This window comes from Nostoc sp. LEGE 06077 (genome assembly GCF_015207705.1).
In the GTDB taxonomy this organism is placed as follows: domain Bacteria; phylum Cyanobacteriota; class Cyanobacteriia; order Cyanobacteriales; family Nostocaceae; genus Nostoc_B.
Genome location: NZ_JADEWI010000007.1, coordinates 97,240 through 112,104 on the forward strand (window position 1 = coordinate 97,240; position 14,865 = coordinate 112,104).

Below are 14,865 nucleotides of genomic sequence, written 5' to 3' on the forward strand. Positions count from 1 at the left end.
AGGAGCCAGAATTCAGTATGAATTCTGTGCGACTGGTGGATGAATAAATGGGTTTAAGACCCCCACTAAATTGAAGATTTAGTGGTCTTCTCCCAAAGGGAGACGCACTTGCGTTCAATCAGTGGTGGGTCTGAATCCCCTACTGATTGTATTCTGACTCCTGAATTCTGACTGCTGAATTCTTCAAAGCAAAGTGCCAGTGTTTTCAAAGCTTTGAGTAGTCAATCATATCCTAAACTGGCTTGATGATTGCTAAAATTTTGAGTCTTGTGAAGACTCTCTTATACATCAGGATATTACCAGAAGTAGGGACGCATAATAGCCAAAGAACAAGTAACAACAAGGAAAATTCAATGGTTGATGAGAATGGCTCAATTCGCACTTTATCAGTTGATATCGGTGGTAGCGGTGTGAAAGCGATGGTTTTGGATATTACTGGAACTCCCCTCACAGAAAGGGCGCGGGTAGATACACCATCCCCAGCAAAACCGGAAGTGGTAATTAATGCGATCGCAGTTTTAGCCGCCGCCCAAGGTGATTTTCATCGCGTTTCTGTGGGTTTTCCTGGTGTGGTGCGCTGCGGAGTCACAGAAACAGCGGTAAATTTACATTCTGATTGGGTTGGCTTTGACTTAGCCTCAGTATTATCCCAACGTTTAAATAAGCCAGTACGGGTAATTAATGATGCAGATATGCAAGGCTTAGGTGCGATCGCTGGGAAAGGTGTAGAGTTAGTCATTACCTTGGGAACTGGCTTTGGTTCAGCTTTATTTGTTGATGGGAAACTTGTCCCGAATATGGAAATGGGACACCATCAGTTCCGCAAAAAACAAACTTACGAAGAACAATTAGGACGCGCGGCTTTACAAAAACACGGCGAGAAAAAATGGAACAGACGCTTAGAAAAAGCGATCGCGTCTTTGCAGCATTTGTTTAATTATGATTATCTTTATATCGGTGGTGGCGAAGCTGTGAAAATAAATTTACAACTACCCCTGAATGTCAAACTTGTTTCAAATGTGACAGGTTTGTTAGGTGGAATTGCTTTATGGCGTGATTAGGAATTGTCAGAAGTCAGAATTAATTTAACCTGAGTTAGACAGACTCAAATAACCCCTTCCCTAACGGTAGAGGCAAACGGCCGTTTGCCCCTACTTTTTTATTGATGCCGACTTATTATTTATTACACAGTCTGTGTAGAAGCCGCTTTTGCGTCTGCGGTTGATTTTAACCGGGTAATGATGGCTTTACGAATGCGATCGCTTTTGCGTACTCCGCCTGTCATTTCATATTCTCGGCTGTCTTTGCCATACCTCAACACCACACCACTAACCAAGCGTTCGGAAGTTTCACGAATAGTCTTTTCCAGGGTTTCTATGTTTGCTTTTGCTGTGTCAAGGGCAGTTAGCATCATATTATACTGGTCAAGCTCCTGGCGGAGTTGTTCTGTTAACTCAGTTAAATGGTTTAAACTGACGGAATCACCAAAGTCAAGGCTGGAATCAATTGATTTAAATCCGATTAATCTCTGTTCTGCTTTGTCTAGTACCGGAGAGCTTCTTTGTTTGCGTGGCATCAATAAATACCTTTTACGAAACTTTATCTTTCTAGGGTGTCTCAATAAGGCAATTTATTAGTTCAGTAAAACTTACAAAATAAGATGTTTTTTATAATAAGGTTGGATGACTATTTCAGTAGTTTTACGACAAAAGATAATAAATCGTTGAGAACAGATTTGTGTTGTGAATGAATCAACTTGTGTTTTGAACGAATGGATTTGTGTTTTGAACAAATAGACTTGTGTTTTGAACGAATGGACTTGTGTTTTGAACAAATAGACTTGTGTTTTGAACAAATAGACTTGTGTTTTGAACGAATAGACTTGTGTTTTGAACTAATAATGTTTGCAACAGATACACCACTTGTGCGATCGCACATCTTCTACGATGTACCCACAAGTCGAAAATAGGCAGTATGAAACGTATCCTGCCTGGAACTAAAGTTCCAGGCTGATAGCAAAAGTCCACTGAAGTAGACTGGAATCAATTTTTTTGAGTCATCTTCAGATGACTTGCGCTATAAGCCTCGGAATAAATTCCGAGGCGGGACAGATGCACTCAACCCAGATTTGCGTGTACACCGTAGCTTTGCAAAGAGTGGCTTGTGATATTATTGCTCCTCAGAACGGCGATGTATGGGTAACACGCTCTTTTGCTGTTTTTCTTGCAAACTGCTGGCTTGTTTCAAGACTGGAATACACTGATTAATCATCCACATTAAAACCTCGATTGATGAGTCTCCTTGCTGAAGGCGGTTTTCGGCATTTATGCCAATTAATATTGTTTGCAGAATTAGCAAGAAAGTAATAGCTTTTTGACTTGCACTTTGACCAGATTTTTTAGCTGACATCTGAATTAACCTTGTTTTTGGGTTTACAAGGTCAATTATTTTTTTGGGTATTTCCCCAGACACATCCCCCACGCAACGTCTATAATGCTTGTATCGTCAGGTTTTGCGGCTTGGGGAAGCTTGTTTGTTTGGGTAATTTAAAATTATTTCAGACTGATGTCAAGAAATATTCGGGGAGATGAATCAGTTTTAGAGAATGTACTCAGTCTGGTAGAAGCATTGTTGCAACTGTCGGAAGAACAAGACTGTGAATCAAAACTTCCACTTTGCGTTGTCTGGAATGCTGATAAGCTGCAAATTACCGGATATGGAATCAAAAAGACAACAGGAAATAGAACTAAAACAACAGAAGTTGGTACAAAGAAGGAATATTTACTCCAACAGATTCAAGATGCTGGCAAAACTTTAAAACTTCCCCCGCAAAAAGCAGAATCTAACATTTCTCAGAACAAAAGAGAATTAGACGAGCTTCAAACTGCACTTGACTGGTTGAAAAATTTGGGAGTGCGAGAAGACCAAAAATCTACAAAGAGTCAAGGTTATTGGAAATTTACCCTGACGCTAAAACATCAGACAGCGACGATAAAAGAGAATCTGGAGGTGGTTAAGCAGAAGTGGAAGGAACACCAAAAGACGAATTTAAAAGAAACATTCCAGGAACAAACAACAGATAATAGCTTTCATTGGCAAGAAAAATGCGGCGCTATGCTCCAAAAGCACAAGCGTCTCACCACAAACGAATTGCTGTTTGCTGATGATGAGATGAAATTTGAGCTAGAGGAAATTCATGTCCCTTTAGCATTGGTAGAGCGTACTAAACCGAAGAAGTGCAGCGAGGATATTTCCGCAGAACAAGGTTCACGGCTTTACGAACCGAGTTATGAGGAAAAGCAGCGATTTGAACATCAGGTTTTTTTAGAGCAAATTATCCGTGACGGTGTTGGTAAAACTCAAGGACACCGTATTGCATTAATTGGAGAACCGGGTGCGGGAAAAACTACTCAGTTGCAAACTATAGCTTTTTGGATATTAAACAACAATCTGGGTTTACCAATTTGGATTTCTTTGGCAGACTTGCAAGGAAAGAGTGTAGAAAATTATCTGTTGCAAGATTGGCTGAAGAATGCTTTAGAAGTGGTGCGTGTAAAAGAAGAACAGGAAAACGCTTTTGCAGATTTATTTAAGAATAATTCTGTGTGGTTGTTGTTGGATGCAGCAGATGAAATGTCTTCACTCCAACCATTAACTGAGATTTCCCAGCAGTTGACGGGATGGGTGAAAAATGCGCGGGTTGTGCTGACTTGTCGGGTGAATGTTTGGGAAGCAAATGCCAACGCTTTAGAAAATTTTGAGACTTATCAGTTACTCAATTTTGAATATCCGCAACAAGTACAAGAGTTTATTGGGCGTTGGTTTCACAACAAGGATGCAAATAAAGGCGAAAAATTATGGCAGGAATTAGATAAAACTGAACGTCAGCGCATCCAAGATTTAGTTAAAAATCCTTTGCGGTTAGCGCTGTTGTGTAGCACTTGGCAAGATTCGGATAAAGGTTTACCGGAAACTAAAGCCGGACTTTATCAGCAGTTTGTGGAAGAGGTTTACAAGTGGAAAGAAAACCGCTTCCCTACCACCGAACAGCAGCAAGAAGAATTAAACGCTGCGTTGGGACGTTTGGCAAAACGGGCAATCGATCAAGAAACCTCACGGTTTAGGCTACGACATAAGTTGGTGCGTGAGGAATTAGGTGATGCAAAACAGCAAGATTCTTTATTTTGGTTAGCGTTAAAGTTGGGATGGCTAAATGAAGTTGGAGTGGCTGCGGAATCAGCAACGAAAGAGAAAGTTTACGCTTTCTACCATCCCACATTTGAGGAATATTTTGCAGCGTTGGCGGTTGAGAATTGGCACGAGTTTCTGAATCATGTTCCCGACAACCCTGCGTTAGGCGTTTATCGCATTTTTGCCCCGCAGTGGAAAGAGGTGATTTTGCTGTGGTTGGGAGGTGAGGATGTGGAGAAGGAAGAGTTTATTCAAGCGTTGGTGGAATTTAATGATGGGTGCGGAGAATGCAGAGCAATTGATAGAGTCAGAAGGGGATTTTACGAGTTTCGCGCTTATTTTCTCGCTGCTGCGGGGGTTGATGAGTGGAAAAATTCTTGCAACGCAGATGCTATTGTGGCGGAAATCGTTAAATGGGGCTTTGGCGAGTTTAAGGTTGAACAAAACAAGTGGGTAAAATTTCCCACATCAATCGCAGAGGGAGCAAGGACAGCACTACCTCAGACAAATCACATAAAAGCGATTGATGCTTTGGTAGAGTTAATCAACAAACCACAACTGGATGATTCTACCCGATGGCTAGCGGCAGAAAGCTTAGGGCAAATTGGCTCTGGCAACCAAAAAGCGATTGATGCTTTGGTAGAGTTAATCAACAAACCACAACTGCGTGATTTTACCCGAAGGCAAGCGGCAGAAAGCTTAGGGCAAATTGGCTTTGGCAACCAAAAAGCAATTGATGCGTTAGTGGAGTTAATCAGCAATCCACAACTAGATAATAATACCCGAAATGAAGCGATAGAAAGCTTAGAGGAAATTGGCTATGGTAACCAAAAAGCAATTGATGCTTTGGTAGAGTTAATCGGTAAACCACAACTGGATGATTCTACCCGAAGGGTAGTGGCATCTAGCTTAGGGAAAATTGACTCTGGCAACCAAAAAGCAATTGATGCGTTAGTGGAGTTAATCGACAAACCACAACTGGATAATTATAGCAAATGGCTAGCGGCCTATAACTATCGATGGCTAGCAGCCTATAAATCTCGATGGCTAGCGGCAGAAAGCTTAGGGGAAATTGGCTCTAGCAACCAGAAAGTGATTGATGCTTTGGTAGAGTTAATCAACAAACCACAGTTGGATGATTATACCCGAAGGGTAGTGGCATCTAGGTTAGGGAAAATTGACTTTGTTAAACAAAAAGCGATTGATGCTTTGGTAGAGTTAATCAACAAACCACAATTGGATAATTTTACCCTAAGGGAAGCTGCATCTAGCTTAGGGGAAATTGGCTCTAGCAACCAGAAAGCGATTGATGCTTTGGTAGAGTTAATCAGCAAACCACAGTTGGATGATTATACCCAAAGGGTAGTGGCATCTAGGTTAGGGAAAATTGACTCTGTTAAACAAAAAGCGATTGATGTTTTGGTAGAGTTAATCAACAAACCACAGTTGGATGATTTTACCCGATCGCAAGCGGCATCTATCTTAGGGGAAATTGGCTCTGGCAACCAAAAAGCGATTGATATTTTCGTGGACTTAATTGGCAATTCACAACTGAATGATACCCGAACGCAAGCGATAAAAAGCTTAGAGAAAATTGGCTCTGGCAACCAAAAAGTGATTACTGCATTGGTGGAGTTAATCGCCAAACCACAATTGGATAATTTTACCCGAAAAGTGGCAGAAAGCTTAGGTAAAATTGACTCTGGTAACCAAAAAGCGATCGCTGCTTTGGTGGAGTTAATTGGCAAACCACAACTGGATTATCCTACCCGAGAGCTAGTGGCATATAGCTTAGAGAAAATTATCTTAGAGGAACAGATGCCGAGTGTTGTCACCATGTTGAAGGATTACTTATCACCTGAAACTTACAAAAATGACTTTAAGCGATTTGATAATTGCTACCGAGTTATCTGGAAGTGTGCCCAAAGTATGCCCTATCCAGATTTTTATCAAGCTTGGCATCAACAAGAGAAAGTGAAAGATGGAGAGTAGGAAAGAAAAACCTAACCCCCAACCCCTTCCCTACAAGGGAAGGGGAGTAAGACTCAAAGCCTCTCTCCTACAAAGCTATGATGTACACACAAGTCAAAAATTTTCGTGTTCAACCACATCCCGCCTAGAACTAAAGTTCCAGGCTGATAGCAAAAGTCTACTGAAGTAGACTGGAATTAATTTTTTTGAGTCATCTTTAGATGACTTGTGCTATGAGACTCGGAATTCATTCCGAGGCGGGACAGATGCACTCAACCCATATTTGTGTGTACACCGTAGATAAGGGAAGGGTAGTAAGACTCAAAGCCTTTCTCCTTGTAGGCTGCGGCGTACACACAAGTCAAAAATTTTCGTGTTCAACCACATCCAGCCTAGAACTAAAGTTCCAGGCTGATAGCAAAAATCTACTGAAGTAGACTGGAATCAATTTTTTTGAGTCATCTTCAGATGACTTGCGCTATGAGACTCGGAATTCATTCCGAGGCGGGACAGATGCACTCAACGAAAATTTGTGTGTACACCGTAGCTTTGTAGGAGAAAGGTCAAAATGTACTGTATCCAACCAAGAATTGCTATATTATTACCCATGCGCTCGATAAACTGGACTGATTTGACGATAAGTATTAAGTAAAGTCAGAAATTGATCAAAATCAAAACTTATCGGGTCAACTTTTTGACCAGAACGATCAACTTGTTGATGGGTAGTGATGCGATCTTCAGGAATTTGACTTTGAGCAATTAACCAAGCTAGAGAATGATATTGTTCTGGAGTATAGCCGCTATGAGCTTGGATGTAATTATTACCTCGGCCATCGAGTGGTGTTTCTAAAGAAACGTGATAGGCAAAATTATTGACAGATGGCGATAAATTAGGATTAGTTTGGACAGTTTCAACGCCATTAAAACTTTCAAATACTGAATTTGCCGCCCCAAAAGCTCGTTTTTCTGGTGGTACTAAATAAACAACCGTACCATCTAATTTAATTAATGTATGATAACTTGCCTGGACACTTTCATCTTCATGGGGTGTCTGAAAGAAATTAATTGCACTATCGGCAGAATAACCAGTTTCATGTAAGACAATAATTGGTTGATTGGTGAGTTTTACACCATTAACGTCTTGAGTATAGCGATCGCCGTAATTAGTTGGATCTACCGCAGCGATTTGATATCTCGGCTGATATCTCGCAAAAGCTTCTGTAGTTCTATATCTGCCAGCATTTTGCTGAGACTTGACTGAAGACTTAGCTGGTTGATTTTTTGATAATTGTAATTGTGCCTGGGGATATTCACTCCAATTGGTAGTAATCTCTTGATTTGATGGCGTGATGGAATGCGTTTTTAGTTGATTAATTTTGCCAATCAAGAGTGCCACACTCAAAGCCGTGAACATTAGAGAAATTAATAGCACCCTGGTTGCCCAGTCTCTAAAACTCATGTTTGCAGATTTCAGAATACAGCTAGAAATAATCTTAATCGAAACGAGAGTTTAACTCTTGCCTTCTTTAATTAACCTTTCGCTAGACCTTTCTTAACCTAGCTGGGATAGCCTGAAGCACTGAATCTAAGAATTATCTCATGGTGCGATCGCCCAAGCTGTAAAGTCCATCTTTGCAGTCTATATTGTCTTGCCAAATTTGCGTAGACGCGAAGCGGCTTGCTAGGTGCATCGCTTTTTCCTATCCTGATTTATCCACACCCAAAAATATGCAAGCTGGTAAAACTATCACCAACGTCGGATTTTTAGGACAGCAAATTTTTGCTACAGGCTTTATTCCCTCTGGTGTAGCCGGAATCATCAATGGTACACCAACTCAAGTGGGTGGCTTGTCTGGTCTTGCTTATGATGCCGCAAATAACCGTTATTATGCCATCTCAGACGATCGCTCCCAAAATGCCCGCTTCTACACTTTTACAGGTAATCCTGCTGATCAAAGTGTCACCTTTACTAATGCTACTGTCCTCAGAGATGCCAATGGCAATTTATTTCCAGCCTTGAGTTTAGACCCAGAAGACATTGTATTAACTAACAACGGCACAGTTTTCATTTCTTCGGAAGGGGAAGTTAATCCTAGTGCTGGTCGGGTGACAAATCCTTTTGTGAAAGAGTTCTCTCTCACCACAGGTCAAGAAGTGCGTTCTTTGACTATCCCGACAAAATTCTTGCCAGTAGTTGCAGGTAATACCCAAACCTCTGGTGTCAGAAATAACTTGGCTTTGGAAAGTCTCACCATCACTCCAGACCAAACAACTTTATTCACCGCCACCGAAAACGCCTTATTCCAAGATGGGGGGGTAGCTTCGCTTACCGCCGGGACACCTTCGCGCATTCTGCAATATAACTTAGCTACCGGACAGCCAGAAAAAGAATATTTATATGTAACTGACCCAGTAGCCGAAGCGCCTAATCCTGCTAATGGATTTAATACTAACGGCTTAGTAGATTTACTGGCTATTGATAATCGCGGGACAATACTCGCGGTAGAACGTTCGTTTTCTGCGGGACTTTCTGGTACTGGTAACACAATCAAAATCTACGAAATCTCTCTCCAAGGTGCAACGGATATCAGCAGTATTGAATCCCTTAATAGTTTAACTCCTGAACAATTAACCGCGATTCAACCAGCCCAAAAACGCCTAGTGTTGAATTTAAATGATTTGGATTTACCCACTGGTTTAGATAACATCGAAGGGATAGAATTTGGCCCCACTCTCCCAGATGGTCGTCAATCAATTGTTCTGGTGAGTGACAACAACTTCAGCCCTACCCAATTTACCCAAATTTTAACTTTAGGTGCAGATTTAATTCCCACCGTTGCGCCAACTGTCGAAACCAGCCCGGCTTTATTGGATGATGATATCCAAAATGCGGATGCGGATGACCCAGCGATTTATGTCAACGCCAACAATTCCGCCGACAGCTTGGTATTGACCTCAGTAAAAAATGGTGGGTTGCGGGTTTATAACTTGTCTGGGGAATTGTTGCAAACATTTAATCCTGGGAACATTCGCTACAACAATATTGATTTGCAATATGGCTTTAAGTTGGGTAATAGCACAATTGATATCGCAGTAGCCAGCGATCGCGAAAATGATCAACTAGCAATCTTCAAAATTAATCCCAACCCCACAACCCCTGGTGAATATTTAGAAAATATTACCGATAGCAGTCTTGGTACTATCTTCCAAGCAGATCCCTTTGACCCGCCTTATTCATCCGACGAACGCAGTGCTTACGGTTTGGCACTCTACCGCAGCCCCCAAACTAATGATTACTACGCCTTTGTTAGCCGTCGGGAAACTGGAGATGTCGCCCAGTTGAAATTAATTGACCGAGGTAATGGTCAAATTGGTGCTGAACTAGTGCGGGAATTTACCATTCCTACCACAATCGGGCGATCGCCACAAACCGAAGGAATGGTAGTTGACCAAGAAACAGGTTATCTCTACATTGGTCAAGAAGATGTCGGTATCTGGAAATTTGACGCAGAACCTTTTGGTAGCAATACAGGTACACTGATTGATCGCGTCCGCGATTTGGGTGGTAGTAATCTCTCGGATGATGTAGAAGGATTAACTATCTACTATGGTAGCGATGGTCAAGGCTATCTGTTAGCTTCTAGCCAAGGCGATAACACCTTTGTTGCTTACAACCGTGCTGGTAATAACGAGTATATAGGTAGTTTTGCTGTTGGGAATAATGGGTCAATTGATAGCGTACAAGAATCTGATGGCGCAGATGTGATTAATGTGCCGTTAGGTGCTAACTTCCCATCAGGCGTATTCATTACCCAAGACGGTTCTAATGATCCCGCCGTACTTGTAGAAGATGACGGGGAAATTGAAAACATCAGCAGTAACTTTAAATTTGTTCCTTGGGAAAATATCGCCAACGCTTTCCCAGAAGCTTTAACAATCGATACCACAGGTTACAATCCCCGCAACCCTGATACTTCCCAATTTATCCCCAGAGTCACCCTCAAAGGTTTTGCTTCACTTCCCGCTGATACCTTCGCTGAGGGGCCACCATCTGGTAGTGCAATCACCGGAACCAACGGCCGGAATGTCCCCTTCGCCGCCCAACCGATACAAGGATTTAGTGGTGTCCAAAGGGCTGATGATAATTCCTTCTACTTTTTATCTGACAACGGTTTTGGCAGTCAAAATAATAGCGCCGACTACCTGTTGCGGATTTATCGTGCTGATCCAAGTTTCCGGGGTGCTGAACCAGGGGGTAACGGTAGCGTCAATATTTTGAACTTTATTCAGTTATCTGACCCAAATAATAAAGTTCCTTTCCAAATTGTGAATGAAAACACCAGTCAACGCCTTCTCACTGGTGCAGATTTCGATGTGGAATCTCTCGTAATTGCGGAAGATGGGACATTTTGGATTGGCGATGAGTTCGGCCCTTACCTGCTGCACTTTGATGCAACTGGCAAACTTTTAGATGCACCGATTCCTACACCCAACATCACTAATCTCAATACTTTAGATGGTCAAGCACCAATTGTGATTGGACACCGAGGCGCAAGCGGTGAACTACCAGAACACACCCTTGGTTCTTATATGTTGGCGATTCAACGAGGTGCAGACTTCATTGAACCCGATGTGGTAGTGACAAAAGATGGTGTATTGATTGCTCGTCACGAACCGAATATTATTAACACCACCAACGTTTTAGATCATCCAGAATTTGCCGATCGCCGCAGAACGAAAGTTATTGACGGTATCGCTGAGGATGGTTTCTTTGTCGAAGACTTTACCCTAGCGGAAATTAAAACCCTCCGCGCCAGAATCCAGCCGAGTTTCCGTACTCAAGCCTTTAACGACTTGTACGAAATTCCTACCTTGCAAGAAATTATTGATTTGGTGAAGCAGGTAGAAGCAGATACAGGTAAAAAAATCGGCATTTATCCCGAAACCAAACATCCCACTTACTTTGCCTCAGTCGGTACTCGTTTAGATGGCACACCCATCAATCAAGATATCAGTCAAAAATTAGTTGACTTGTTAGTTGCTAATAATTTTACTGATCCTGAGCGAGTATTTATTCAATCTTTTGAGGTCGGTAATCTCCGTCAACTCAATGATGTGATTCTACCTGCGGCTGGAATTGACTTGCCATTAATTCAGCTATTAGATGCGATTGATACCAGACTTGATGGTTCGCTGATTGAGTATCGACCTTTTGACTTCCAAGTTAGTGGCGACACCCGCACCTACGGCGATTTAAGAACCCCCGAAGGTTTGCGAGAAATTGCCACCTATGCCGAAGGAATTGGCCCTTGGAAGCGGATGATTGTTTCAGTTCGCGGTGTAGATGCAAACGGCGATGGAGTAGCTGATGATGTCAACGGCGATGGATTAGTTAACGATGCAGATAAAACCTTAACTGCACCAACCTCTTTGGTAGGTGATGCCCATGATGCAGGCTTGTTAGTCCATCCATATACATTCCGCAACGAAGGACGTTATCTCGCATCCGACTACAACGGTGATCCCCAAGCAGAATTTCGCCAGTTTATTCAGTTGGGTGTAGATGGCTACTTTACCGATTTCCCTGGTACTGGTGATTTTGTCCGTGATCAGTTAACCGGACAGTTTGTGCGATCGCCACAAAACCCCGATGTCCGCAATCTGCGCGAGTTTAATACCTTAAGTGGTGATGCACCATTAGTTATTGGACATCGTGGTGCGAGTGGTTCCCGCCCTGAACATACTTTAGAATCTTACCGATTAGCGATCGCTCTAGGTGCAGATTTCATCGAACCAGATTTAGTAGTTACTAAAGATGGACGTTTAGTAGCTCGTCACGAACCGAATATTATTAGCACCACCGATGTCTTAGATCATCCCGAATTTGCAAATCGCAGAACTACGAAAATTGTTGATGGGGTAGCCGAGAATGGCTTCTTTGTTGAAGATTTTACTCTGGCAGAACTGAAAACTTTAAATGCGATCGAACGTTTGCCAGCCCTACGAGGAACTCGATTCAACAATGACGGGTTGAAAATTCCTACCTTGGAAGAAATCATTGATTTAGTCAAGCAAGTCGAAGCCGAAACTGGGCGGAAAATTGGCATTTATCCCGAAACCAAACACCCAATTTACTTTGAGTCAGTCGGTACACGCCTTGATGGTACACCCATCAACACTAATATTAGTCAATTACTGGTTGACACATTAGTTCGGGAAAATTTCACTGACCCCAGCCGCATCTTTATTCAATCCTTTGAGGTGGGTAATCTGCGGGAATTGAAACAGCAAATTCTTCCTCAAGCTGGCATTAATATACCTTTGATTCAGTTAATTGGTGGCGCAGCAACTAGACCCTATGACTTCGTAGTTAGTGGTGATACACGCACCTATGGCGACTTAATTAGACCAACAGGACTCGCGGCGATCGCCACCTATGCAACGGGAATTGGCCCAGATAAACGCTTGATTGTGCCTGCTACAACGGTAGACCGCAACGGTGATGGTAGACCAGATGACCTGAATGGTGATGGACAAATCAGTGATGGCGATCGCGTTTTGGGTACTCCCACAACTTTAGTACAAGATGCCCACGCCGCAGGTTTGCAAGTACATCCTTACACCTTCCGCAGCGAAAGCTTTTTCTTGTCCCCAGATTACAACGGCGACCCCAGACAAGAATACGCACAGTTTATTAATTTGGGTGTAGATGCTTACTTTACCGACTTCCCCGGTGTTGGTGATTCAGTCCGCGACCAATTTGTTGGACAGCCAGCCGTTGCTAACCTTGGTGGTTCGAGAGGTTTTGAAGGTTTAGCCATCAGTCCCGACAGACAAACGTTATATCCTTTATTAGAAGGGACTGTAGTTGGTGATCCGGCTGGTTCACTGCGGATTTATAAATTTGATGTCGCCTCAGAACAATATCAAGGTTTGGTTGGTTACTACCGTTTGGATAACCCTAGTTATGCCATTGGTGACTTCACCGTAGTGAATGAGAATGAGTATCTAGTAATTGAACGGGATGGTTTGCAAGGTAGCGCCGCCCAATTCAAAAAAATCTTCAAAGTTGACTTCTCAAAACGCGATGCTAACGGCTTTGTGGAAAAACAAGAAGTTGCAAATTTGCTCAATATTCAAGACCCCAACGACTTGAATCGAGACGGTAGCACAACATTTACCTTCCCTTTTCTTACCATTGAAAATGTCTTGGTACTAGATGCAAACACCATCTTGGTTGCCAATGATAATAATTATCCCTTCTCCCAAGGCAGACCAGGAGACATCGACAACAACGAAATTATTCTCCTGGAGTTAGACAGACCACTGAATTTAACAACTGGTGTGATCAGTGTTACCAGCCCCACACCCAATGCCATAGAAGGAGATTCTACCCCCGCAACCTTCCGCATTTCTCGCGTTGGTAATACCAATGCGGCTTTAACCTTCAACTATACTGTTGGTGGAACTGCCACTAACGGGAGTGATTACGACAGCCTCACAGGTACAGCAACCATCGCGGTTGGTAGTTCCTACGTGGATATTGCCGTTAAACCAATTGATGATAACTTGGTAGAAGCCAATGAAAGAGTGACTTTGACGTTAGTTGATGGCAACAACTACGACCTTGCCAGAACTAACACAACTGCAACTGTTACTATTGCCGATAGCGATCGCCCCCTCGTCCAAACTCCCAACAGTGATATATTCACAATCAAAGGTAGTGGCCAAAAAACCCGACTGCAAGTAGACCTCACCAGACGCGGTTCCAATCGCACCAACGAAATCGGCGTGTTTACTGTAGATGATGCCGCAGGTAGAATCAACGGTATCGCCCCAGGCGAAGCAGGTTACACCGCAGCTGCTTTAGAAAGGGGAAGAACCATATTCTCGGCGGTGAATCGTGGCTTAAACACTGCCGATGTTTCCAGATTACTAGAATTTGACTCAGGCGATCGCCTGAGATTTTATGTAGTGAACAATGGTACAAGTGATGCTGTCAGGGCAGGAAATATCCCCAGCAACAGTGTCATCTTCGCTAATCCCAACACCCAAAGAATTACTGACTTGGGCAATGACACATTCTCCCTCGCGTGGGAATTTCAACCCGGAAATGGTCAACCTTTCCAAGATTTGGTAGTAAAAATTCAATCAACCGACACAGTTTTACCCATTGGTACAGCTTTGCAAGGTCAATCACAAGCCGAACTCATTGACTTACGTAACATCACAGAATTAGTTACTGCTGATTTTGTCGTTAGCAAAGATGCATCCTATCGGAACTACGCTAGTTTCTATCGAGTTACTGATGTTAATGGTGGCATTGATCTTAACGGTGATGGTCAAGCAGATATTTTACCCGGACAAGCTGGTTACACTGAGGCTGCTGTGAGAAACCGTGTTCCAGGGATTAACCTCACAGCCAACAGTGGTAGATCGACTTACGAAGCAACCTTCCAACCTGGTTATATCTATGCACCATTTATCATTGCCAACGGCACACCAGAAGCAGTTTTAGATAGTAACCCCAGAAATCCCGCGGTTTACTTCCCCTTCTTAGGTGCTAACACCAGACAAACAGACCAAATTGCTTTGTTAGGTAGTAACATCTTTGGCTTTGAAGATTTGCCCAGAGGTGGCGATCGCGATTTCAACGATTTAATCGTCCGCGTTAATTTAAATATCGCCTAATTTTGTTGTTCA

6 protein-coding genes are annotated in these 14,865 nt (G+C 42.7%); 3 read left to right on the forward strand and 3 right to left on the reverse strand.

Features of this window, described 5'->3' with window-relative positions:
* The first annotated feature begins 353 nt into the window (after positions 1-353).
* The gene (locus tag IQ244_RS07240) at positions 354-1,061 is read left to right on the forward strand and encodes an ROK family protein (protein WP_193891335.1); all 708 of its coding nucleotides are present in this window, start codon (positions 354-356) and stop codon (positions 1,059-1,061) included.
* Between the two features lie 122 nt (positions 1,062-1,183).
* On the opposite strand, the gene IQ244_RS07245 is transcribed toward IQ244_RS07240, so the two are convergent.
* Both IQ244_RS07245 and IQ244_RS07250 read right to left on the reverse strand, forming a co-directional pair.
* The gene (locus tag IQ244_RS07245) at positions 1,184-1,576 is read right to left on the reverse strand and encodes a hypothetical protein (protein WP_193891338.1); all 393 of its coding nucleotides are present in this window, start codon (positions 1,574-1,576) and stop codon (positions 1,184-1,186) included.
* A gap of 593 nt (positions 1,577-2,169) precedes the next feature.
* On the reverse strand, positions 2,170-2,409 hold the full coding sequence (locus IQ244_RS07250) for a hypothetical protein (RefSeq protein WP_193891341.1): 240 nt from the start codon (positions 2,407-2,409) through the stop codon (positions 2,170-2,172).
* Positions 2,410-2,565: 156 nt separating this feature from the next.
* Here IQ244_RS07250 and IQ244_RS07255 point away from each other — a divergent pair, with 156 nt between their 5' ends.
* Positions 2,566-6,183 carry a HEAT repeat domain-containing protein gene (locus IQ244_RS07255; RefSeq protein WP_193891343.1) on the forward strand — a complete coding sequence of 1,206 codons (3,618 nt, stop codon included), beginning with the start codon at positions 2,566-2,568 and terminating at the stop codon, positions 6,181-6,183.
* Positions 6,184-6,763: 580 nt separating this feature from the next.
* Here the strand turns inward: IQ244_RS07255 and IQ244_RS07260 are convergent.
* Positions 6,764-7,621 (reverse strand): N-acetylmuramoyl-L-alanine amidase, encoded by an 858-nt coding sequence (locus IQ244_RS07260; RefSeq protein ID WP_193891345.1) that lies wholly within the window; start codon positions 7,619-7,621, stop codon positions 6,764-6,766.
* 185 nt (positions 7,622-7,806) lie between these two features.
* Between IQ244_RS07260 and IQ244_RS07265 the strand changes: the two genes are divergently transcribed.
* The gene (locus IQ244_RS07265; protein WP_228058788.1) at positions 7,807-14,853 is read left to right on the forward strand and encodes a phytase; all 7,047 of its coding nucleotides are present in this window, start codon (positions 7,807-7,809) and stop codon (positions 14,851-14,853) included.
* The last annotated feature ends 12 nt before the right edge of the window (positions 14,854-14,865 follow it).

What these genes read in the sequence shown, in the direction of transcription:
- IQ244_RS07240 (WP_193891335.1), top strand. Translation starts at nt 354, where the DNA reads ATGGTTGATGAGAATGGCTCAATTCGCACTTTATCAGTTGATATCGGT.
- IQ244_RS07245 (WP_193891338.1), bottom strand. Translation starts at nt 1,576, where the DNA reads ATGCCACGCAAACAAAGAAGCTCTCCGGTACTAGACAAAGCAGAACAG.
- IQ244_RS07250 (WP_193891341.1), bottom strand. Translation starts at nt 2,409, where the DNA reads ATGTCAGCTAAAAAATCTGGTCAAAGTGCAAGTCAAAAAGCTATTACT.
- IQ244_RS07255 (WP_193891343.1), top strand. Translation starts at nt 2,566, where the DNA reads ATGTCAAGAAATATTCGGGGAGATGAATCAGTTTTAGAGAATGTACTC.
- IQ244_RS07260 (WP_193891345.1), bottom strand. Translation starts at nt 7,621, where the DNA reads ATGAGTTTTAGAGACTGGGCAACCAGGGTGCTATTAATTTCTCTAATG.